The 20623-nt window shown below is 66.0% G+C and carries 19 protein-coding genes and 1 tRNA gene; 8 read left to right on the top strand and 12 right to left on the bottom strand.

What is annotated here, in order from left to right; all coding sequences use genetic code 11:
- Nucleotides 1–58 precede the first annotated feature (58 nt).
- Both JOD97_RS06675 and JOD97_RS06680 read left to right on the top strand, forming a co-directional pair.
- Nucleotides 59–970: a LysR family transcriptional regulator gene (locus JOD97_RS06675; protein WP_209714486.1), complete on the top strand. Its 912-nt coding sequence runs from the start codon at nucleotides 59–61 to the stop codon at nucleotides 968–970.
- A 66-nt stretch (nucleotides 971–1036) separates the two neighbouring features.
- Nucleotides 1037–2041: a gamma-glutamyl-gamma-aminobutyrate hydrolase family protein gene (locus JOD97_RS06680; protein WP_229264207.1), complete on the top strand. Its 1005-nt coding sequence runs from the start codon at nucleotides 1037–1039 to the stop codon at nucleotides 2039–2041.
- A gap of 219 nt (nucleotides 2042–2260) precedes the next feature.
- Here the strand turns inward: JOD97_RS06680 and JOD97_RS06685 are convergent, their stop codons facing one another.
- The 3 genes from JOD97_RS06685 to JOD97_RS06695 form a co-directional block, all read right to left on the bottom strand.
- Complete coding sequence (locus JOD97_RS06685) at nucleotides 2261–2734, bottom strand: hypothetical protein (protein WP_209714488.1); 474 nt, start codon at nucleotides 2732–2734, stop codon at nucleotides 2261–2263.
- A 101-nt stretch (nucleotides 2735–2835) separates the two neighbouring features.
- Entirely contained in the window at nucleotides 2836–3954 is a 1119-nt protein-coding gene (locus JOD97_RS06690) for a YbdK family carboxylate-amine ligase (RefSeq protein ID WP_209714490.1), read from the bottom strand.
- Entirely contained in the window at nucleotides 3955–5142 is a 1188-nt protein-coding gene (locus JOD97_RS06695) for a cation:proton antiporter (protein ID WP_209714492.1), read from the bottom strand.
- A gap of 86 nt (nucleotides 5143–5228) precedes the next feature.
- Here JOD97_RS06695 and fghA point away from each other — a divergent pair, with 86 nt between their 5' ends.
- Entirely contained in the window at nucleotides 5229–6080 is an 852-nt protein-coding gene (gene fghA / locus JOD97_RS06700; RefSeq protein WP_209714494.1) for an S-formylglutathione hydrolase, read from the top strand.
- Here the strand turns inward: fghA and JOD97_RS06705 are convergent.
- The 3 genes from JOD97_RS06705 to JOD97_RS06715 form a co-directional block, all read right to left on the bottom strand.
- Complete coding sequence (locus JOD97_RS06705) at nucleotides 6070–6651, bottom strand: DJ-1/PfpI family protein (RefSeq protein WP_209714496.1); 582 nt, start codon at nucleotides 6649–6651, stop codon at nucleotides 6070–6072. The two genes, fghA and JOD97_RS06705, sit on opposite strands and share 11 nt — an antisense overlap.
- Before the next feature lie 92 nt (nucleotides 6652–6743).
- Complete coding sequence (locus tag JOD97_RS06710; protein WP_090314093.1) at nucleotides 6744–7715, bottom strand: chemotaxis protein; 972 nt, start codon at nucleotides 7713–7715, stop codon at nucleotides 6744–6746.
- A 269-nt stretch (nucleotides 7716–7984) separates the two neighbouring features.
- Nucleotides 7985–8060: transfer RNA gene (locus tag JOD97_RS06715), tRNA-Gly, on the bottom strand.
- 117 nt (nucleotides 8061–8177) lie between these two features.
- Between JOD97_RS06715 and JOD97_RS06720 the strand changes: the two genes are divergently transcribed.
- The 5 genes from JOD97_RS06720 (at nucleotide 8178) to JOD97_RS06740 (ending at nucleotide 13610) form a co-directional block, all read left to right on the top strand.
- The gene (locus tag JOD97_RS06720) at nucleotides 8178–9812 is read left to right on the top strand and encodes a Na+/H+ antiporter (RefSeq protein WP_209714498.1); all 1635 of its coding nucleotides are present in this window, start codon (nucleotides 8178–8180) and stop codon (nucleotides 9810–9812) included.
- A gap of 17 nt (nucleotides 9813–9829) precedes the next feature.
- Entirely contained in the window at nucleotides 9830–10900 is a 1071-nt protein-coding gene (locus JOD97_RS06725; protein ID WP_209714500.1) for a sensor histidine kinase, read from the top strand.
- Nucleotides 10888–11670 carry a LytTR family DNA-binding domain-containing protein gene (locus tag JOD97_RS06730; RefSeq protein WP_209714503.1) on the top strand — a complete coding sequence of 261 codons (783 nt, stop codon included), beginning with the start codon at nucleotides 10888–10890 and terminating at the stop codon, nucleotides 11668–11670. Before JOD97_RS06725 ends, JOD97_RS06730 begins: the two co-directional genes overlap by 13 nt.
- 118 nt (nucleotides 11671–11788) lie before the next feature.
- Nucleotides 11789–12289 carry a VOC family protein gene (locus JOD97_RS06735; RefSeq protein ID WP_209714504.1) on the top strand — a complete coding sequence of 167 codons (501 nt, stop codon included), beginning with the start codon at nucleotides 11789–11791 and terminating at the stop codon, nucleotides 12287–12289.
- A 112-nt stretch (nucleotides 12290–12401) separates the two neighbouring features.
- Entirely contained in the window at nucleotides 12402–13610 is a 1209-nt protein-coding gene (locus tag JOD97_RS06740) for an acyltransferase family protein (protein WP_209714506.1), read from the top strand.
- 106 nt (nucleotides 13611–13716) lie between these two features.
- Here the strand turns inward: JOD97_RS06740 and JOD97_RS06745 are convergent, their stop codons facing one another.
- From JOD97_RS06745 to JOD97_RS06770, 6 genes are all read right to left on the bottom strand, one after another.
- Entirely contained in the window at nucleotides 13717–14862 is a 1146-nt protein-coding gene (locus tag JOD97_RS06745; RefSeq protein ID WP_209714508.1) for a glycosyltransferase family 9 protein, read from the bottom strand.
- Nucleotides 14859–15431 carry an HAD-IIIA family hydrolase gene (locus JOD97_RS06750; protein ID WP_209714510.1) on the bottom strand — a complete coding sequence of 191 codons (573 nt, stop codon included), beginning with the start codon at nucleotides 15429–15431 and terminating at the stop codon, nucleotides 14859–14861. The genes JOD97_RS06745 and JOD97_RS06750 overlap by 4 nt, the downstream gene beginning before the upstream one ends.
- Nucleotides 15422–16162: an SDR family oxidoreductase gene (locus tag JOD97_RS06755; protein ID WP_209714512.1), complete on the bottom strand. Its 741-nt coding sequence runs from the start codon at nucleotides 16160–16162 to the stop codon at nucleotides 15422–15424. The genes JOD97_RS06750 and JOD97_RS06755 overlap by 10 nt, the downstream gene beginning before the upstream one ends.
- Nucleotides 16162–17511, bottom strand: a complete 1350-nt coding sequence (locus JOD97_RS06760) for a glycosyltransferase (RefSeq protein ID WP_209714514.1) — start codon at nucleotides 17509–17511, stop codon at nucleotides 16162–16164. The genes JOD97_RS06755 and JOD97_RS06760 overlap by 1 nt, the downstream gene beginning before the upstream one ends.
- A gap of 15 nt (nucleotides 17512–17526) precedes the next feature.
- A complete protein-coding gene (locus JOD97_RS06765) occupies nucleotides 17527–18474 on the bottom strand; it encodes a glycosyltransferase family 4 protein (RefSeq protein ID WP_209714516.1) in 948 nt (315 codons plus the stop codon).
- Nucleotides 18475–18566: 92 nt separating this feature from the next.
- On the bottom strand, nucleotides 18567–20414 hold the full coding sequence (locus tag JOD97_RS06770; RefSeq protein ID WP_209714518.1) for an ABC transporter ATP-binding protein/permease: 1848 nt from the start codon (nucleotides 20412–20414) through the stop codon (nucleotides 18567–18569).
- Between the last annotated feature and the right edge of the window lie 209 nt (nucleotides 20415–20623).

Below are 20623 nucleotides of genomic sequence, written 5' to 3' on the forward strand. Positions count from 1 at the left end.
CACGCCATTCGAGCCAATATCAAATATGGCGGCCATCTATCTCGAAACGGCATACACGGTGATATCGCTTAAACAGTTTAAATACTTCGTTGAAATCGTCGAGGCGGGAAGCTATTCGCGCGCGGCGGAAAAGCTCTACGTCGCGCAGTCGGCGCTGAGCCGCCAGATCAAGGAGTTGGAAGACGAGCTGCAAACGCAATTGCTGACGCGCGACTCGCGCCACATCGAGCTCACGCCCGCCGGCCAGCTGTTCTTCGAACGGGGCAAGCGCATCCTCGACGACATCGACGACACAGTGGTGCAGGCGCGCCAGGTGGGGCTGGGCGCGCGCGGGGTGATCCGGCTGCAACATTCGAGCTCGGTGATCCTGACGCCGGCCCTGTCCGGCGCCATCGGCCGGCTGCTCGACCGCTTCCCCGGCGTGACCTTGGAGGTGTCGATGGCGCCGTCGGAAAACCAGACCCTCGACATCGAGGAAGGCCGCGCCGACATCGGCCTGATCCGCCTGCCGACGCTGCGCAAATATCCCCACATCCACGTGCGCGAGGTCTCGTCCGAGCGGCTGATGGTGGCCGTGTCGCGGCACTCGCCGCTGGCCGATCTCGACAACGTCGAACTGGCCAGCCTGAGCCAGGAGAAGTTCATCTCGATCCCGCACAAGGACCGGGGCGGCCTGAGCTATCTGGTCGCCAACCTGTGCCTGGAACAGGGTTTCTTTCCGATACCGGCACGGGCGCTGTCGCGCAAGTCGTCGCAGCTCAGTTTGATCGAAGCGGGCCTGGGCATCGCCATCGTCCCGGAATGCATGCGCTTGATGGCGCCGGCCGGCGTGCGTTTCGTGCCGCTGGCAAACGGCAAGCTACTCACCGCCGTCGGCCTGGTCTGCCTGCGTGTAGCCGATCCGCTGGTGGCCGGGTTCGCCGACGCCTTCCTCGACTTGATGAAAACCGCTAGTTGTAAGGATTTGTGAACCGGGCGACTGTCGACGCCGGTGTATGGCACACTGACATCATGTCAACAGTAAATGAGGGACAGCATGGGTGCCGGGCCGGACGATAAGGACATCATAGACGTACAGCCGGAAGACGTGCACGTGCAAGAGACGCCGCATCGGCGCGCCAGCGACCACGAGCGCCGCGCGCCGCGTCCCGAGGTGGGCACGCCGCGCTATCTGGATCCGGGCGACAACGTCTTCAGCCTGTGGGGCCGGGTCATCATGGCGCGCTACCGCCGGGTGGCCGCCGCGGTCACGCGGCACATCATCCAACGGCCGCTGCATATCGGCGTGTCGGCGCGGATTTTCCACCCGGAAGCCGGCGCGAAGGGCCTGCGCAGCAAGAATCTGCAGTACCTGGAGGAATCGATCGCGCAGTGGGTCATGTCGCGCGACGTGCTGGTGTTCATGATCCCGACCGTCAACACCGACGGCCTGCTGCACCCGTCCAACATCCGCCTGCGCGACTACGCGCGCCACCTTGACGGCCTGGTGCTGCAGGGCGGCGCCGACGTCTCGCCGCAAAGCTACTCGGAAACGCCGACCCGGCCCGAATGGGGCGGCGACCGCGCGCGCGACATGTACGAGCTCGAGCTGCTGCACGAATTCGTCGAGGCCGGCAAACCGGTGCTGGGGATCTGCCGGGGCTGCCAGCTGATCAACGTCGCGTTCGGCGGCACCTTGTACCAGGACATCGCCTCGGACGTGCCCGATTCGCTGGCCCACGTCAATGACGAGTACGACCGCAACCGGCACGAGATCAGCTTCCCGGCGGGATCGTCGCTGAGCAAGCTGTTCAAGGGGCATCCGACCGGGCTGGTCAACTCGATCCACCACCAGGCCGTCAAAACATTGGGCCGCGACATGGTGGTGGAGGCGCTGTCGGTGCCGGACAACATGGTCGAGGCGATCCGCTACCGCAAGGCGCCATTCGTGATGGGCCTGCAGTGGCACCCGGAATTCCACAGCGCGGGCGGCGTCGAGCTGCTCGACTGCACGGCCATCCTGGATAATTTCCTGCGCGTGGCGCGCGAGACGCGGTTCTGAGTTATCGGCGGGGGTCAAGTCTAACATTCATACACGACCACATCTGCGGCCTATCCATGCCCCTTCGTTCTAGCTGGCAATTCGACTTTCATCTCGCTCTGCGTAACCGGGAAAAACCCAACCTCGTGCAGGTTGTGCCACGCAGCCTACTGATCAGAATGTGTATGAATGTTAGACTTGACCCCAGCGGTTGACCTCGCCGATTGCTGCGGGCTGCGGCTAACTGTTCTTTGATCTGGTCGACAGCGCCACGATCGCGGCGCCCGCTGCAACGATCAGCGCGTCCTCAAGCAGTCCGCTGCGGGTCTGTCCGATGCTCGCCATGGCACGCTTGCGGGCGGCGAGCGTCATGTAGGCCAGCGGTACGGCCGTTGCGACAGCGACCGCCGCGCCGGCCTGCTCCCGGCCCTCCGGCGCCAGCGCGGCACCGGCAATCCCGGCGCTCATTACGCGCGCCAGCAGCCCGAGAAAAACAGTGCGGTCGGGGGCGGTCTTCATTTTGTCGCCGACCAGTTCTCCAACGCCCATCGCCAGCGCGCCATATTTAAACATCGGGCGGTCCAGCAGGAATACCTGGCCGGGTGTTTTACGATCCGCCAGACGGGCGGTGGCGATGGTGGCCATTGGCGTCATCGAGCGCGCGCTGGCCACGGCGCCAATCAGGGCCGATGAAAGCAGGCTGGGAATTTTCATCTTTGATACCTCTTTGGGTGAAGTCGAGTAAACCCATACCTTAGGAGGTATTTCGGAATTAATCTGTTAGGTGGGGCATATAGCGAGTTCAGTTGATGAGTTTAACGGCCGCGGAAGCGATGGATCGCGGCGTCCACCATGCCTTCGGCGCTGCCGCTGCGGTCGAACTGCTGGCGCAGATAGTGCGCGTCGCTGCCTTCGTGCGTGACCTGCATCAGGTGCTGCAGGCCCGCCGTGGCGCCTAGCTTGGCGCCGTACGGCTCCATCTTGCGCAGCGTCGTCAAAATATCCTCGCGCAGCGACAGGCTTTCGTAGCTCTTCGGATGCACCAGCGTTCCATCCAACCCGAAACGGCAGGCCTGGAAGCGGTTGTAGTTGTAGACCAGGTAGTCATCCTCGGCCGGCGCCTCTTCCCTGCGTTCGAGCAGGTAGCTGCACAGCGATTGCAGATACACCGCCAGCGCGGCCGCCCGCTCCACCGTCAGCGGCGTGTCGCACACCCGCAGTTCGATGGTGCCGAATTCCGGCTTCGGCCGGATGTCCCAGTAGAAGTCCTTCATGCTCTTGATGACGCCCGTGTGCTCCATCTTGGCGAAGTATTCGTTCTCGAACGTCGCCCAGTTCTGCACGAACGGCGCGCGGCCACTCATCGGGAAGGCGAACACGGAATTCAGGCGCGCGGAATTGAACAGCGTGTCGTTCCCCTGCACGTACGGCGACGACGACGACAGCGCGATAAAGTGCGGCACGTAGCGACTGAGCGAATGCAGCAGGAACAGCGCGTCGTCGCCGTTGGCGCAGCCGATGTGCACGTGCTGGCCGAAAATCGTGAACTGCTTGGCCAGATAGCCATACAGTTCCGACACTTCCTTGAAGCGCGGCTTGGCGAAGATCTTCCGGTCCGACCATTTCTGGAACGGGTGCGTACCGCCGCCACAGATGCCGATGTTGAGCTGCTCGCCCGCCGTCACCAGCGTGTCGCGAATCAGCTGCAGCTGCGCCACCAGTTCGGTGTGATTGGTGTGCACGTCGCTGTTAATCTCGATCATGCTCTCGGTGATCTCCGGCGTGACGTTGCCGGGGAACGGCTTGCGTCCCAACAGGTGCAGCAGGTCCGGGCTCGACGCCGTCAGGTCGTAATCCGAAAGGCTGATCAGCTGGAGCTCGAGCTCCACGCCCATCGTCAGCGGTTGCGATGTGTTGAATGGTTCTAATGGCATTTAGCGTTCCTCCTTGATCTGGGTTTCGTTGGCCCATATCAGCGCGCGCTGCGTGATGATCGGTCCGACCACCTCCAGCAGCAGCGTCATCGCCGCCAGCGCGGCCAGTTCGTCGACCAGCACGATCCCCATGTATTTGGTTTGTTCGAGCAGCAGCGTGACGAACACCGACATCGGCGCCAGCGCCACGCCGGTCAACACGCCCTTGCGCCACGAGATGCCGCCCACCTTGGCGAAGACCGCGACGCTGGCCGTCTTGACCAGGAAGCGCGCCAGCAGCAGCAAGATGCCGAGGCCCGCGCCGTCGACCACGCGCTCCCACTCGAGCGTGGAAACGGCGAACACGAACAGCAGCACCGTCAGCAGCTCGCCGATGCCGCCGAAGTTACGCTCGGTGCGGCTAAACGCGACGCGGCTATGGCGCGCCGCCAGGCCGAAGGTCAACGTGGCCAGCACCGGCGAGACTTCGAAGGCGCCGGCGGCGGCCACCAACAGCACGACGCCGAGCGCGAAGGCGACGGTGCCGTCCTGCGCCAGCGCGCCGAGGCGGCGCAGCAGCGCCGGCACCATGAAGCCCATCAGCGCGCCCATGACGGCCGACACCACCAGTTCGATCAGGCTGTGCGAGATCGCCTGCGGCAAGCTGCCGGAGGTCTGGAATACCCAGAAGCCCACCACCACCTTGAATACGAACACCGCCAGCACGCAGTTGATCGCGACCAGGTGCAGCACGCGCTCGGTGACCTGGCCGGAGCTGTTCTGCTCATTGATCACGCGCAGCACGCCGGCCGGCGATGTCGACATCGCCAATGACGCCAGCAGCAACGACGTCAGCGACGGCATGCCGGTGAGATGCGCGATCAGGTAGACGACGCCGAACGTGGCGGCCGATTCGGCCAGCCCGCTGACGGCGATCCAGGGATTGATCCTGAGCCAGCGCAGATTGATGCGGTATCCGAATTCGAAAAGTATCAGTCCGAAGGCCAGATTGGCCAGCGTGGTGATGGTGCTCGACGCGCCGCTGGTCAGGGCGGCCGGGAAGATTTGGGCCAGTAAAAAACCGACGACACCATAAACACTGATGCGCGGCAGACGTGTCCAACGATGCAGGAATTCTCCCGATAACCAAGCCAGCGCGATCGCGAGTGGCCAGCCTAGTTCGGCCATGATGACCTGAATATCCGGCATGTACTTCTCCTCTGTAAACCATACTTCGATTATTATGGCCGATAATATTTACCTCGACTGTTCGGTAGGGAACATAAGGAAGTCAGATGCTTGAACTAATCAGTGAACACGCCTGCTTCGGCGGCACCCAGCGTTTCTATCGCCACGACTCGCGCGAGATCGGCCTGCCGATGCGCTTTTCGGTCTTCATCCCGGACGGCGCGGCCGACGCCCAAACCCGCATGCCGGCGCTGTTCTACCTCGCGGGACTGACCTGCAACGAAGAGACCTTCATGATCAAGGCGGGAGCGCAGCGCGCGGCCGCGCAAGCGGGCCTGATACTGATCGCGCCGGACACCAGCCCGCGCGGCGCCGGTGTCGACGGCGAAGCGGACAGCTGGGATTTCGGCGTCGGCGCCGGCTTCTATCTGGACGCAACCCGTGAGCCCTGGTCGCGGCACTATCGGATGTACAGCTACATCCACGAACTGCGCGAGCTGGTGGTGCGCGAGCTGCCGGTCGACGGTGCGCGCATCGGCATCTTCGGCCACTCGATGGGCGGCCATGGCGCGCTGACGATGGCGCTGAAACGGCCGGACGTGTTCCGCTCGGTGTCGGCGTTCGCACCCATCGCCGCGCCATCCAAATGCCCGTGGGGCCAGAAGGCCTTCGGCGGTTACCTCGGCGACGACACCGCCGCGTGGGCGCAATACGACGCCAGCCTGCTGATGGCCGGCCTGAAAACGCCCTTCCCGGCCGGCATCCTGATCGACCAGGGACTGGGCGATAAATTTTTAGCGGAGCAGTTGTATCCGGAGGCGTTCGAGGAAGCCTGCCGCAGCGCCGCGCAGCCGCTGGAACTGCGGCGGCACGCGCTTTACGACCACGGCTACTACTTCATCTCGACGTTCATGGAAGACCACATCCGCTTCCACGCGCGCAATCTGACTACAGTTTGATTTCGGTGCCCAGCACGCGCAGGAACTGGCCGAGCCACGCCGGGTGGGCCGGCCATGCTGGCGCGGTGACGAAATTGCCGTCGGTGACCGCCTGGTCGACCGGGATGTCGGCGTACTGGCCGCCGGCCAGCTTGACCTCCGGCGAGCAGGCCGGGTAGCACGAGATCTTTTTACCGGCGATGACCTCCGCCGCCGCCAGCAGCTGCGCGCCGTGGCACACCGCGGCGATCGGCTTGGAGGCGGCCGCGAATTCCTGGACGATGGCGATCACGCGCGGGTTGAGGCGCAGGTACTCCGGCGCGCGGCCGCCGGCGATCATCAGCGCGTCGTACTTGGCCACGTCGACGTCGTCGAAGCTGGCGTTGAGCGCGAACAGGTGTCCCGGCTTTTCGGTGTAGGTCTGGTCGCCTTCGAAATCGTGAATCGCGGTTTTGATGGTGTCGCCGGACTGCTTGCCGGGGCAGACCGCGTGCACCGTGTGCCCCACCATTTGCAGCGCCTGGAACGGCACCATGGTCTCGTAGTCTTCCGCAAAGTCGCCCGTCAGAAACAGAATTTTCTTAGCTGCCACGGTATGTCCTTTCGAGAACGGGTTAAATAGAAAAAGGGCCGCGACGTCGCCGTCACGGCCCTTCGATACTACCCTGATTTGTTCGCGGACGCTTACGCCGCAGCGCCGGCGGCCTTGGCGATCACGGTACGGATGGTTCCGGCCAGATCCTCGGCCGAGAACTTGGCCACGTAGGCGTCGGCGCCCACACCCTTGACGTGGTCCTCGTTGGTCTTGCCCGACAACGAGGAGTGGATCACCACCGGGATCTTGGAGAAGCGCGCGTCCTGCTTGATCAGGCGCGTGAGCGTGAAGCCGTCCATCTCCGGCATCTCCAGGTCGGTCAGCACCATGGCCACGCGGTCGGTGATGGCCACGCCTTCGGCCTTGGCGCCGTCGGCGATGTGCTGCAGGCGCTCCCACGCCTCCTTGCCCGACTTGGTCATGATGAAGTGAACGCCCATCGCGTCGAGACCTTTTTCGATCAGGTTGCGCGCCACCACCGAGTCGTCGGCCGCCAGGATCACGGCGCCCGGTTTCAACAGCACTTTCGGGCCGATGGTTTCGGGATCGACGTCCTTGCCTTCCGGCGGCACCAGCTCGCGCAAAATCGTTTCGACGTCGAGCACCTGCGCCAGGCGGGTGTTTTGCACGTCGCCGTCGACGCGCGCGATACTGGTGACCTTGCCGCCGGCCGTGCCTTCGGCGGTCAGCACCTGGCTCCAGTCCAGGCGCACGATTTCATCCACCGATTCGACCGCGAACGCCTGCGTGGTGCGCGCGAATTCGGTGACCAACATGATGTTCAGACCAGTTTTTGGGGTCACACCGACGATGCCCGGCAAATCGAGCACCGTGATGATTTGACCGCGCAGATTGACGACGCCCAGCATATGTGGCGGGGACCCGGCCACTGCGGTTACTTCCGGCATCGCGACGATCTCGCGGATCTTGAAGACGTTAATACCAAACAACTCGGAGTGTTGGCCGTTGGCGTCGCCACCCAAGCGGAACAGCAGCAACTCGAACTTGTTCGAGTTTGTTAAATTACTGCGCTCATCCACTTCCTGCTGAACTGATTTCATAAATTGGTCTCCGTCGGGGTCCGCTGATAGGAAACGGCCCACTGCGGGCCGGCTTCCATTGCGTTTCCAGTATAGCGGGAGCAACACACTTGCGACACATTTTGGACGGCAAGATATTGATTTAAAGCACGATATACAACGGTTACGTGGCGGCCAGCGGTAAAACATTGCCAATAAAAAAAGAAACCTCACGGGTTTCTTTTTACAAGCCGCACGACTAGTTTTTTGATGGTGACGCGGGGCTGAAAACGTGCGTCACGCTAAAATTCTGGAGCGGGAGAAGAGTCTCGAACTCTCGACCTCAACCTTGGCAAGGTTGCGCTCTACCAACTGAGCTACTCCCGCGTGGAGAGGCCAAATTATGACAGAAACATTCCCGCTTGACCAGTGCCCGCCACCAACTTTTTGCCCGCGTGCCAATAGTGTAAGCTTGATAGCGATTTGCAATGGAAAAGGATGGGAATGGATTCAATCGAAGTGGTGTTGGCGATGCTGTTGGCGGTGGTGGCCAGCGCCTATATCAAGCGGCTGCTGCCGCCGGCGATACCGCTGCCGCTGGTGCAGATCGCGCTGGGCGCGCTGATCGCCGCCAAGTCGTCGCACGGCGTGGACCTGGAGCCGGAGCTGTTCTTCCTCGCCTTCCTGCCGCCGCTGCTGTTCCTCGACGGCTGGCGCATCCCCAAAAGCGGCCTGCTGCGCGACAAGGGCACCATCCTGGAGCTGGCCCTGGGCCTGGTGGTGTTCACCGTCGTCGGTGCCGGCTTCCTGATCCACTGGCTGATACCGGCCATGCCGCTGCCGGTCGCCTTCGCGCTGGCGGCCATCATCTCGCCGACCGATCCGATCGCCGTCAGCTCGATCGCCTCCAACACGCCGATCCCCAAGCGCCTGATGCACATCCTGGAGGGCGAATCGCTGCTCAACGACGCCAGTGGCCTGGTGTGCTTCCGCTTCGCCGTCGCCGCCGCGATGACCGGCAGCTTCTCGGTCGGCAGCGCCGCCCTCACCTTCGTCTGGCTGGTGGTGGCCGGCATCGGCGCCGGCGTCGGCGTGACGCTGGCCGTGACGTGGGCCCAGCGCTGGCTGTCGCGCCGCTTCGGCGAACCGGTCGGCTCGCCGATCCTGGTCAACCTGCTGCTGCCGTTCGGCGCCTACCTGGTGGCCGAGCGGCTGCACGGCTCCGGTATCCTGGCCGCCGTCGCCGCCGGCGTGACGATGAGCTACGTGGAGCTGAGCGGCCACGCGCTGGCCAATACCCGCATCCAGCGCTCGGCGGTGTGGGACACGGTGCAATTCGCGCTCAACGGCGTGATGTTCGTGCTGCTCGGCGAGCAGCTGCCGGACATCTTCCGCGGCGCCAGCCTGTCGATCGAGGAAAGCGGCCATCTCAATAAGTGGTGGCTGGCCATCTACGCGTTCGCCATCACCGCCGGCCTGCTGGTGCTGCGCATGGCGTGGGTGTGGGCGTCGCTGCGGCTAACCATCTTCAAGCAGAAGATCCGCCATCAGGAGCGCCAGAAGATCAATCCGCGCCTGCTGCTGGCCACCACCCTGGCCGGCGCGCGCGGCACCATCACGCTGGCCGGCGTGTTGACGCTGCCGCTGGCGTTACCCAGCGGGGCGCCGTTCCCGGCGCGCGCGCTGACGATATTCCTGGCCTGCTCGGTGATCCTGATTTCGCTGCTGACGGCCAGCATCGCCCTGCCACGCCTGCTGGCCGGCATGACCTTCCCCGCCGAACCGGACGACCAGCGCGAGGAGGACCTGGCGCGCCGCGAGGCCGCCAACGCCGCCATCAAGGCTATCGAGAAGACGCAGGTCCGGCTGATGGAGGCGGAAAGCTGCGTCGATCCGGAGGTATATCCGCAGGCGGCGGCGCGGGTGATCGCGTTCTACGAGCATAAACTCAAGGAAGTCGACCGGGATGACGACTCGGAATGGCGCAAGACCGACCACGCGGAAAACGAGCTGCGGCTGGCGGCGCTGGCGGCGGAAAGGCGCACCGTGTTCGATCTGGCGCGCACCGACCGCATCTCCGACGCCATCTCGCGCAAACTGGTGCGCGAGATCGACCTGATGGAAACGCGCTACAGATAAAGGGGACGAAGCCCGCCATGCGACCGACACGCACCCAAACCACCATCGCCATCGCCTGGGTTCTATTCTGGCTGCTGATGGTCACCACCGCCGTGCAGGATTACCTGCGCGACAACGACCACGGCGTGTGGAAGCCGATATTGTGGGAGACGTCGTCGGCCTTCACCGGCACGCTGTTGATCGTGACGCAGCGCTATTTCACACGCAGGTACGACCAGCTGATCTCGTCGCCGCGCGACTGGTTCGCGCGCCAGCTGGTTTGGCTGCCGGTTTATTGGGTGGTATTCGTGCCGATCGCCTTCGGCATCCGCCACGCCGTCTACCGCCTGGCAGGCGACACCTATAGCCACCAGGCGTGGCCGCAGGTTTTTCTGTACGAGGACGTGAAGATGACGGTGTACTTCTTCATCTTCACCACCATCGCGTTCGGCGTGCTGTCGTTCCACGCCATGCTGGACGAAAAGCTGCGGGTGGAAAGAATCAACGCCTCGCTGCGGGAGGCGCAGTTGCTGCGTCTTAGCCAGCAATTGCAGCCGCACTTCCTGTTCAACGCCCTCAATACCATTTCATCGCTGATGCACAGCGACGTCGCGCGGGCCGACGCGATGCTGATCCAGCTGGCCGACGTGCTGCGCGCCACGCTCGACGTGGGCGAGCAGCACCAGGTGCCGCTGGAGCTGGAGCTGCGGCTGCTGCGCGGCTACGCGTCGCTGATGAGCGAGCGCTTCGCCGACCGCGTGCACATCGCCTGGCACGTCGACGAATCGCTGCTGGCCTGCCGGGTGCCAGTGATGAGCATGCAGCCGCTGCTCGAGAATATCTTCAAGCACACCGTCGAACGGCGGCGCCAGAGCACCGTGATCGCCATTTCGATCGCGCGCGAGGACGACGTCATCGTGCTGCGCCTGGAGGATGACGGCGGCATGCTGTCCGCCCCCGGCGCGGCGACGGCCAAGGCATCCGGCATCGGCGTGCGCAATCTGCGCGAGCGTCTGGCGGCGCTGTACGGCACGGGCGCCTCGTTCAACCTGACACAGCTCGCGCCGGCCGGCGTGCGGGCGGAAATGCGGTTGCCATGCGTATCCTGATCGTCGACGACGAGCGCCCCGCGCGCGACAAACTGCGCCGGATGCTGGCGCTGGAGCCGGACATCGCCGCCATCGACGAGGCGCGCGACGGCGTCGAGGCGCTGGAACGGCTGGCGTCCTTCGGGCCGGACCTGCTGCTGCTCGACATCCAGATGCCGGAGATCAGCGGACTCGATGTCGCCGCCTCGCTGCCATCGCCGGCGCCGCTGGTGGTCTTCGTCACCGCCTACGACGAATACGCGCTGCGCGCCTTCGACGCCAACGCCATCGACTACCTGCTCAAGCCCTACGACCAGCAGCGACTGCAGCGGGCGTTGCGCCGGGTGCGCGACCGCATGGCGAACAGCGCGCCGGCGGCCGCGCCGACAGCCGCGCCACAGCCGCTGCCCGCCGTCACCCAGCTGCTGGTGCCGGAGCGGAGCGGCACGCGCATCGTCAAGGTCGACCAGATACAATGGATCGAAACGGCCGACAATTACGTCGTGCTGCACACGGCCGACGGCGAGCCGCTGATGCGCCAGACGCTGGCCGGCCTGGTCGAAAAGCTGCGGCCCCGATTCCTGCGCTGCCACCGGCGGGCGGCGGTGCAGCTGGAGTGGATAGCAAGCGTCCAGCCGCTGGACAAGGGCGACAGCGAGCTGATACTGCGCAGCGGCGCCCGCGTCCCCTGCTCGCGCCAGTACCGCGCCGAATTAATGGATCGCCTGCAGGGAACAAGGTGCGAGTCCCATAACGCACAGGGAATCACGAAAAACCACGGAGACACGTAGGGCGGATTAGCGAAGCGTAATCCGCCATGCAAGCGCCGCCGACGCCGCAGCCGTGCGCCCGAACTGGCCCCATCCTGCTAGCCTACGCGAGCCACCATCAACGATCAGGAGCGCAGTCATGCACAGTCTTCAAAAGATCACCCCATGTCTCTGGTTCGACGGCCGGGCCGAGGAAGCGGCCGAATACTACGTCAGCATATTCCGCAACGCCAAACTCTGCCAAATCTCCCGCTACCCCGAGGCCGGCAAGGAACACCACGGCCAGGAACCCGGCACCGCCATGACGGTCGTCGTGGAACTCGACGGCCAGCGCTTCACGCTGATGAACGGCGGCCCGATGTTCCAGTTTTCACCGGCGGTATCGTTCCAGATCAATTGCGAAAGCCAGGACGAAATCGACTACTTCTGGGACAGGCTGTCCGATGGCGGCGCCCCCGAAGCGCAGAACTGCGGCTGGCTGGCCGATAAATTCGGGCTGTCGTGGCAGGTGGTGCCGACGATACTGCCGTCGATGATCACGGACCCGGACCCGGAAAAATGCAACCGCGTCATGAGCGCGCTGCTGCAAATGAAAAAACTCGACATCGGCGGGCTGAAGAAGGCGTACGCCGGCCCGTAAGCGGGTCCCGAGCCGGCTCGCCCCGGCCGCATCCCGCTTCGCCCCATCGTGCTGGACGGACACGGGCGACATTCCTAAACTGGCTCCATCGCATCTACGACGAGAGCCAGCCATGCACAATACCGACAACAACCGCCTTTACTTCCTCGACTGGATACGCATTTTCGCGTTTTTCGTGCTGATCCTGTACCACACCGGCATGTATTACGTAACGTGGGACTGGCATGTTAAAAGCCCCGACGCCGGCCACGCGATCGAACCGCTGATGATACTGTCGTCGCCATGGCGGTTGGGGTTGCTGTTCATGATCTCCGGCGTCGCCAGCGCCTTCATGCTGAAAAAAATCCGGGTCGGCACGCTGCTCAAACAACGCAGCTGGCGCCTGCTGGTGCCGCTGGTGTTCGGCATGCTGGTCATCGTGCCGCCGCAGTCCTACTTTGAAGTGGTCGAGAAAGTAGCCTACAAGGGCGGCTACGGCGAGTTCATGCATCTGTACATCACCGGCTACAAAGGCTTCTGCCGGGGCGGCGACTGCCTGGACATGCCGACCTGGAACCACCTGTGGTTCGTCGCCTACCTGTGGGTGTACACGATGCTGATCGGCGGCATCGCCTGGCTGGCCGGCGCGCGCCTGCAAGCATGGTCGAACGCGCTGGGACGGTCGTTGACGGGCTGGAAGATCATCGTGCTGCCGGTGATCGGGCTGGCGATCGCCCGCTTCGCGCTGGCCGACAGTTTCCCCGCCACGCACGGTCTGTTCGACGACTGGTACAACCACGCGCAATACTTCTTCCTGTTCATGCTGGGCGTGATGCTGGCGATGCAAACCGGCTTCTGGGCCAACGTGGAAAAGCTGCGCTGGACCAGCCTGGGTTTATGGTTGGCCAGTTGGGCGGCCATCGTTTGCTATTACTCGATACCCGAGGCGCAGGCGGCGTCGCCGGCCGTCGCCCAGTGGAAGCCGGTGATGCGCATGATCTATTGCTTGTGCCAGTGGGTGCCGATCCTGACGGTCTGCGGCTTCGGCCATCGCCACCTGGCGTTCGACAGCGCCAAACGCCGCTACCTGACCGAGGCCGTGTTCCCGGTCTACATCCTGCACCAGACGCTGATCGTCAGCATGGCACACTGGTTCAAGCCGCTCAAGCTGGCGCCGGGGCTCGAGGGCATGATGCTGATCGCGCTGACGTTTTGCATCAGCTTCGGCGTGTTCGAGGTGGTGCGCCGGGTGGGGGTGTTGCGGCCGTTGTTTGGACTGGGACGCCGTCCGGCCGCGCTTGCCGGCGGGCACAAGGGGCAGACCAGCGCGGCCGTTGTGTAAGGAAGCTTCCGCTAAAACAGGGAAACACGTAGGGCGGATTAGCGCAGCGTAATCCGCCATGCATGCTCCCCCAGCGGCTCGAAGATGGCGGATTACGGCGTTCCGCCTAATCCGCCCTACGTGGATCCGCGTTACTCTTGCGGTCCAACAGGCTCAATACCGCCGCCACCACCCTGCCCGGCTCCACGCCCACCAGGCAAGCATGATGCCCCTGCGGACAAACGCTCTTGTAACAATAGCGGCACGGCACGTCATGGAACAGTACCCGGCTCTCGACCTGCCACGGCGTGTGCTGCGGATTGGTCAGCGCGTACAAATCGACCACCGGTGTCCCGAGCGCGGCCGCCACGTGCGCCGGCCCCGTGTTGTTCGACACCAGCACCGGCGCCAGCGCGATCGCCGCCCCCAGCTTCCCCAGATCGAGCTCGCCCGCCAGCGAATGCGCCACGTCGCCGGCCACGCCGGACTCCCGGACGATCGCCGCGATCAGCGCCGCATCGCCGGCCTCCCCGCTCAGCACCACGCGCAAGCCTTGCTCCACGCTCAGCCGGCGGATCACGGCGGCCCAGTGCGCCGCCGGATAACGGCGCGACGGCGCGCTGGCGCCCGGATGCATCAGCACCCATGCCCTGCCGCCGCCGGCCAGCAGCGGACGCAAGCGACGCCGCGCCCACGCCATATCGCCGTCGCGCACGGCAAAGGACAGGCGTTCGCTATCCGGACGGCAGCCGATGCCCGCGACCAGCGCCAATTGCCGCCGCACCTCGTGCCGTATCCCCTGCGCCGGCTCCGGGTCGGCGACCCAGTCGGTCAGCAGTCGGTAGGGATTTTCCCGGCAATGCGCCAGTCTAAGCGGAATACCGGCCTGAAAGCACAACAGCGCCGCCGGCAACGCGCTCTGGCTGAACGAACTGAAGATCACCGCCGCGTCAAAGCACGCCGCGCGCAAGGTGCGCACGATCGCCGGCGTCTCCTCGGCGCCGGCCGGCGCGCCGTTGCGGACCCACGGCGCGGCATACGCCAGCACCGCATGCACCTCGGGGATGAACGGGGCGACGGCCGCCGCCGCCGGCGAGGCCAGCAGCGTCAACCGGCGCCCCGGCAGCGCCTGGCCCAGCGCGCGCATCGCCGGAGTACACATGAGCACGTCGCCTATGTTGTCGAGCCGAACGCACAGGATGCGGGCGGCGCCGCCCCACCGGGCCGGGCCGGTGACGCCCGCCGGGCCGCCATCGACGGCACACGCGCTCATGGGGTCGCGCCGCATGGCCGCCCCCGTGTCGCCTGGATCAGCCGCGCGGCGGCGTCAAGATCGGCGGCGATCCACGTGGGCCGGCGCAAAGCCGAGCGCTGCCACATGGTTTCGTTGCCATTGTCGATCAGGATGGTGCGGCAACCGGCGCGCGCGCCGGCCTCGACGTCGTCGAGGATGTCGCCGATCATCCACGACGCGCCCAGATCGACCCGATGCTCGGCGGCGGCCCGCGTCAACATGCCCGCGCGCGGCTTGCGGCACGCGCAGCCCTCGTCCGGGCCATGCGGGCAGTAATAAAAACCCGCCAGCCGCGCGCCTTGTTCGGCCAGCAACTGCGCCAGGCGTTGCCGTACCGGCTCCAGCGCGGTGGCGTCGAAGCGCCCCTGCGCCACGCCCGGCTGATTGCTGACCACCAAAAACCGGTAGCCCAGGCGGCTCAGCCGTCGCACGCCGGCGGCGGCGCCCGGCGCCAACCGGATGCGGCGCGGATCGACGTTGTAGGGCACGTCGTCGATCAGCGTGCCGTCCTTGTCCAGAAAGATGGCCCCGGCAGCGCTCACGGCCATGACGTCTCCCGCAGCGGCAGCACCGTCAATTCGGCCACCACCGATTCGGCGGGCAGCAATAGCGCGGCCTTGATGGCGCGCGCCACGTTCATCGGGTCCTGCAGCGTTTCGGGGTCGAGCTCGGGAAACCGGTCCAGCAAGAACGGCGTGCGCATGCCGCCGGCGATGACGGCCGTGACCTTGATGCCGCGCGGGCGCAGCTCGGCATGCATCGCGTGCGACAGCCCCAGCAGCCCCCACTTGCTGGCGTGATAGGCGGACGCGTTCGGCCACGCGCGCTTGGCGGCGGTCGAGGCGATGTTGATGATCTGCCCGCCCCCTGCCTGGCTCATGTGCATGGCGGCCTGGCGCGACAGGAAGAACGGCCCGTTCAGGTTGGTGCCGATGACGCGCAGCCAGTCGGCCGGCGCCAGCTCCGTCAGCGGCAGCGTCAGGTCGGTGCCGGCGTTGTTGATCAACACGTCGAGCCGGCCCCAGTAGGCGACGGTGCGGGCCACGATCCGCTGGGCCGCGTCCGCGTCGCCGACGTCCAGGCCGGCGGCATCGGCGCGCAGGCCTTGCGCGCGCAGCGCCCGCGCCAGCGCGCCGGCCTTCTCGCCGTCGAGATCGGCGACCGTGACGGACGCGCCGGAGGCCGCCAGCAGCCGGCACAGCGCCTCGCCCAGGCCGCTGGCGCCGCCCGTCACCAGCACCACCCTGCCCTCCAGGGTATGGTCGAAATCATTTTGCATTATGCCGCTCCTCCCATGGTAAATTCGCGCACCGGCGCGCCCGCCGTTTCCTCCTGGCGCACCAGCTGTTCGGCCTGACCGACCTGCTCGCTTCTCACCGCATGTGCGGCCCGGCGCCCGGTCCTCGCCACCACCTCCTCGTAGATCGACAGGATGCGTTGTGCCACGCCGCGCCACGTGTAGTAGCGGTGCGCGCGGCGCCAGCCGGCCTTGCCCAGCCGGCGCGCGAGGTCTGGATCGGCGTACAGCCGGTGCAGGCGCGCGGCCAGCTGCACCGGGTCGCGCGGCGCGATCAGATAGCCGGTGCGGCCGTCGACCACCGTGCTTTTGATGCCACCGACGGCCGCGCCGATCACCGGTGTGGCGCAGGCCATCGCCTCGACCGGGGTGATGCCGAACGGTTCGTACCATGGCGTGGTGACGAACACGTCGGCCGCGCTGTACCAGTAGCGCAGCTCGGCCGGCGCCTTGGGTCCGGTGAACGTCACCTGTCGCTCCAGGCCGAGCCGCGCGGTCAGCGCCATCAACGCCCGCAATTCGGCGGTGTCGTGGCCGGCGCCGGGCGGCGCCGCGCCGCCGACCACCAGCAGCCGCGCCCGCACGCCGTGGCGCGACGCCAGCTCGGCGACGCCTTCGATCACCGTGTCGATGCCCTTGCGCGGCACCATGCGCCCCAGTTGCAACACGACGAATTCGTCGTCCGCCAGCCCGAGCCGGGTGCGCGCGCGCTCGCGCACCGGCCACAAGGTCAGCGGATCGAAGCCGCACGGCACGATGTCGATGCCGGCGCGCCTGGCGCCGTACAGCCGCACCATGTCCTGCAAGTCTTGCCGGCATTCGGCGATGACGCGGTCGGCGTCGCCCATCAGCGCGCGCTCGATCGCCACCCGCTCGTCGGGAAAACCGTCGGCGCCGCGCTGCGCCAGCCGCCTGACCATGCCGAGCGCGTGAAAGGTGATCACGTAAGGGATGCCGAGCGCGCGCCGCACCTCCTGCGCCACCTGCCCGGACATGAAGAAATTGGCGTGGACGATGTCGTAGCGGGGTCGCTGGTCGCGCGCGAACCCGATCACGAAGCGCGCGAACTGCGCCATGTGGGGCAGCATGTCCTCCTTGCCGATGAAGCTGGCGGGACCGGCCGGCACGTGGATCACGCGCACGTTGCGCTGCCAGTGGGTCAGCAACGCCTGCCCGGGGCTGTCGCGCCGCGTGAAGATGTCGACCGCGCAGCCGAGCCGCGCCAGTTGGCAGGCCAGGTGCGCGACGTAGACGTTCTGGCCGCCGCAGTCGATGCTGCCGGGCGCGGCCAGCGGCGACGCGTGATCACTGATGATGGCAATTTTCAGCATGGCAAAGGCTCCTGATTAAAGTCCGGTCACGCGCGTCAGCGCCCGGTTCCAGTCGGCGACAAAACGGTCGATGTGAAAACGTTCCAGCGCGGCCGCGCGGCCCCGCGCGCCCAGCTCGCGCGCCAGCCCCGGCTCGCGCAACAAGGTGCGCATGGCGTCGATCAAGCGCTCGGGCCGGGTGTCGATGAAGCCGCTGCGCCCGTTCTCGATGACGGTCGGCAGTTCGGTGGTGGCCAGCCCGACCACGGGCAGGCCGACCATCATGGCCTCGATCACCGCCAGGCCGAGGCTGGTGTAGCGCGCCGGATGGAAAAACCAGCGGTAGTCGGCCATGAAATCGGGCAGTTGCCCGTGCGCGACCTCGCCCAGGCCGTCCAGTTCGTCGGAACCCATGCCGATCAAATCCAGCGGCACGCGGGCGCGCGCGGCGGCGTACAGGTCGGCGCCCAGCCGGCGGCCGCGCCGGGCCAGATGGTTGACCACCACCAGCCCCCGCTCGCGCCGGCCGCGATAGGCGATGCCGGCCGGCACCCGCACGCCATGCTCGATCACCGTGTGCGGTGTGCGCCCGCTGTCCCACATCAGTGCGTTGTAGGGCGTCACGTGCACCAGCAGCAGGCCGGGATCGTCCACCGGATGCAAGGTGTCGGTGGCGTGCGGGCGCGGCGTGTCGTGTTCGACGTAGATACGCGGCAGAAGGCGTTGTTGCGCCGTCAGCAGCTCGTACTGGTCGCGGAAATACTGCGGATCGTCCTGGTAGATGACGCAATCGAAGCGGCGCCGGCGCGCCTGCTCCGCCGGCAGGTCGATGACGTTGTCGCCCCAGCGCATGTCGCCGCAGCGGCCGCCGTAGCCGGGCGGACGCCCGGGCCGCGACATCACATGGAAACGGTGCGGCGCCTGGCTCAGGTAATACAAATAGGCGCCGTGCGTGTGCCAGGTCAGGATATCCAGGGTACGCATGCGCGCTCCTCCCGACCGTCGGCGGACACGAACGTGGGCACGACCGTTCCCTTGACAAGCGATATTGCCAGTTGTTTCATTCCGCCTCCGGTTCAAAACACCACGTGACGCCGCGCCGTTTCCTGTTCCACCCGCTGCTGGAGTTGCCACAGCCGCGCGTAAAAACCCTGCCGCCCGAGCAGCTCGGCGTGCGTGCCGCGCTCCTCGATGCGTCCATGTTCCAGCACGATGATTTCGTCGGCGCCGACGACCGTCGAGAGCCGGTGCGCGATGATCATGATGCTTCGATTTTTTGACAGGCGGTTAAGTTCCAGCTGAATCGCGTGTTCTGACGCTGGATCAAGCGCGGACGTGGCCTCGTCGAAAATCAGCATCGGCGGATTCTTCAGCACGATGCGGGCGATGGCCAGGCGCTGCCGCTCGCCGCCGGACAGCATGACGCCACGCTCGCCCACCAGCGTGTCGTACTGTTGCGGCAGCGCGGCGATGAACTCGTGCAGATGGGCGGCGCGCGCGGCCTGCTCCACCTCCTGCTGGCTGGCGCCGACGCGGCCATAGCCGATGTTGTAGGCGATGGTGTCGTTGAACAGCACCGTCTCCTGCGGCACCACGCCGATCGCCCGGCGCAGGCTGGCCGGGCTGACGGCGCGGATATCCTGGCCGTCGACCAGGATGCGGCCGGCGGTGGGGTCGTAAAAACGCAGCAGCAGGCGCGCCAAGGTCGACTTGCCGGAACCGCTGCTGCCGACCACGGCCAGCGTGCGGCCGGGCGCGATGCGCAGGCTGATGTCGCTCAGCAACGGCCGCCCGGATTCGTAGTGGAAGCCGACCCGCTCGAACACCACCTCGCCGCCGGCCGGCCGGAAAAGGGGCAGCGCCGCCGGCTCGGCCACCTCCGGCCGCTCGTCGAGCAGCGCGAACAGGCGCTCGACGTTGACCCGGGCGTCGCGCGCCTCGCGGTAGATGAAGCCGAGCGCGTTCAGCGGCAGACACACTTGCAGCACATAGGCGTTGACCAGCACCAGGTCGCCCACGGTCATGCGGCCGCCGCGCACGGCGTCCCCGGCCAGCAGCATGACGGCGGCGACGCCGGCGGCGATGATGGCGCTCTGCCCGACATGCAGGATGAACAAGGCGCGCTGGTTGTGGCCGACCGCCTCGCGCCAGTGCCGCATGATGGCGGCGAACTGGCGCGCCTCCAGCGCCTCGTTGCAAAAGTATTTGATGGTGTCGTAGTTGATCAGGCTGTCGGCGAGGCGGCTCTTGGCGTGCGAGTCGAGCTTGTTGACGCGGCGCTGGTGGGTGCTGCGCCGCGCCGTAAACATCAGCGTGTAGCCGGCGTAGACGACGAAGGTCAGCGCGATGGCGGCGGCGAACCAGCCGCTGTAGCGCGCCAGCATGACCGCCAGCACCATGGCGATTTCGATCAGCGTCGGCACCAGCGTGAACAGCCCGACACCCAGCAGGAAGGCGATGGCGCTGGTGCCGCGGTCGATGTCGGGCAGCAGGCCGCCGATCTGGCGCCGCGTGTGGAAACGCGCCCCCAGCGCGTGCAGGTGGACGAAGGTTTTTTGCGCGTACAAGGCCACCGTGCCCCGCGCCACGCGTGAAAACAGCAGGTCGCGCAACTCGTTGAGCAAGGTGGCGGCAAAGCGCAACAGCGCATAGCCGGCCAGCAGCGCCAGCGGCAGCGCGGCCGGTTGCGCCGGCCCTGACAGCGCTTCGATGATACGTTTGAGCAGCAGCGGCACGGCCACCGTCGCCACCTTGGCCAGCACCAACACCAGCAGCGCGGCGCCGATCCGCCAGCGATGGTCGACCAGCAGGCGCCACATGTCATAGGCGGCCTCGCCCGGCTTGGGCCGCCACCATGTGCGCCACCGCGAGCCGGTCTGGCCCGCCAGCCGCGCGTCTTCCCCCGCGTCCCCACCCTCGTTCATCGTCGCCGCTCCCAGAGTCAAACCCAGGCACGCACGGTGCGCACGCGCTCGAGTTAGACTGCATCCCCCGGCAGAAGTGCCCGCCGCCTCGCGCCTGGATGTGGCGCCGCCGCGCATGACGCACTTCTGCGCCGCCTCATACGCCGCGCGGCCGGATGTGCCATCGACGCGCGCACCTTTGACTTCCCCGCCGCCTTGATCTATTGATG

This window comes from Duganella sp. 1411 (assembly GCF_017833525.1).
Taxonomy (GTDB): domain Bacteria; phylum Pseudomonadota; class Gammaproteobacteria; order Burkholderiales; family Burkholderiaceae_D; genus Rugamonas.

What these genes read in the sequence shown, in the direction of transcription:
- JOD97_RS06680 (WP_229264207.1), top strand. Translation starts at nt 1,037, where the DNA reads ATGGGTGCCGGGCCGGACGATAAGGACATCATAGACGTACAGCCGGAA.
- JOD97_RS06685 (WP_209714488.1), bottom strand. Translation starts at nt 2,734, where the DNA reads ATGAAAATTCCCAGCCTGCTTTCATCGGCCCTGATTGGCGCCGTGGCC.
- JOD97_RS06690 (WP_209714490.1), bottom strand. Translation starts at nt 3,954, where the DNA reads ATGCCATTAGAACCATTCAACACATCGCAACCGCTGACGATGGGCGTG.
- JOD97_RS06695 (WP_209714492.1), bottom strand. Translation starts at nt 5,142, where the DNA reads ATGCCGGATATTCAGGTCATCATGGCCGAACTAGGCTGGCCACTCGCG.
- fghA (WP_209714494.1), top strand. Translation starts at nt 5,229, where the DNA reads ATGCTTGAACTAATCAGTGAACACGCCTGCTTCGGCGGCACCCAGCGT.
- JOD97_RS06710 (WP_090314093.1), bottom strand. Translation starts at nt 7,715, where the DNA reads ATGAAATCAGTTCAGCAGGAAGTGGATGAGCGCAGTAATTTAACAAAC.
- JOD97_RS06720 (WP_209714498.1), top strand. Translation starts at nt 8,178, where the DNA reads ATGGATTCAATCGAAGTGGTGTTGGCGATGCTGTTGGCGGTGGTGGCC.
- JOD97_RS06725 (WP_209714500.1), top strand. Translation starts at nt 9,830, where the DNA reads ATGCGACCGACACGCACCCAAACCACCATCGCCATCGCCTGGGTTCTA.
- JOD97_RS06730 (WP_209714503.1), top strand. Translation starts at nt 10,888, where the DNA reads ATGCGTATCCTGATCGTCGACGACGAGCGCCCCGCGCGCGACAAACTG.
- JOD97_RS06735 (WP_209714504.1), top strand. Translation starts at nt 11,789, where the DNA reads ATGCACAGTCTTCAAAAGATCACCCCATGTCTCTGGTTCGACGGCCGG.
- JOD97_RS06740 (WP_209714506.1), top strand. Translation starts at nt 12,402, where the DNA reads ATGCACAATACCGACAACAACCGCCTTTACTTCCTCGACTGGATACGC.
- JOD97_RS06745 (WP_209714508.1), bottom strand. Translation starts at nt 14,862, where the DNA reads ATGAGCGCGTGTGCCGTCGATGGCGGCCCGGCGGGCGTCACCGGCCCG.
- JOD97_RS06750 (WP_209714510.1), bottom strand. Translation starts at nt 15,431, where the DNA reads ATGGCCGTGAGCGCTGCCGGGGCCATCTTTCTGGACAAGGACGGCACG.
- JOD97_RS06755 (WP_209714512.1), bottom strand. Translation starts at nt 16,162, where the DNA reads ATGCAAAATGATTTCGACCATACCCTGGAGGGCAGGGTGGTGCTGGTG.
- JOD97_RS06760 (WP_209714514.1), bottom strand. Translation starts at nt 17,511, where the DNA reads ATGCTGAAAATTGCCATCATCAGTGATCACGCGTCGCCGCTGGCCGCG.
- JOD97_RS06765 (WP_209714516.1), bottom strand. Translation starts at nt 18,474, where the DNA reads ATGCGTACCCTGGATATCCTGACCTGGCACACGCACGGCGCCTATTTG.
- JOD97_RS06770 (WP_209714518.1), bottom strand. Translation starts at nt 20,414, where the DNA reads ATGAACGAGGGTGGGGACGCGGGGGAAGACGCGCGGCTGGCGGGCCAG.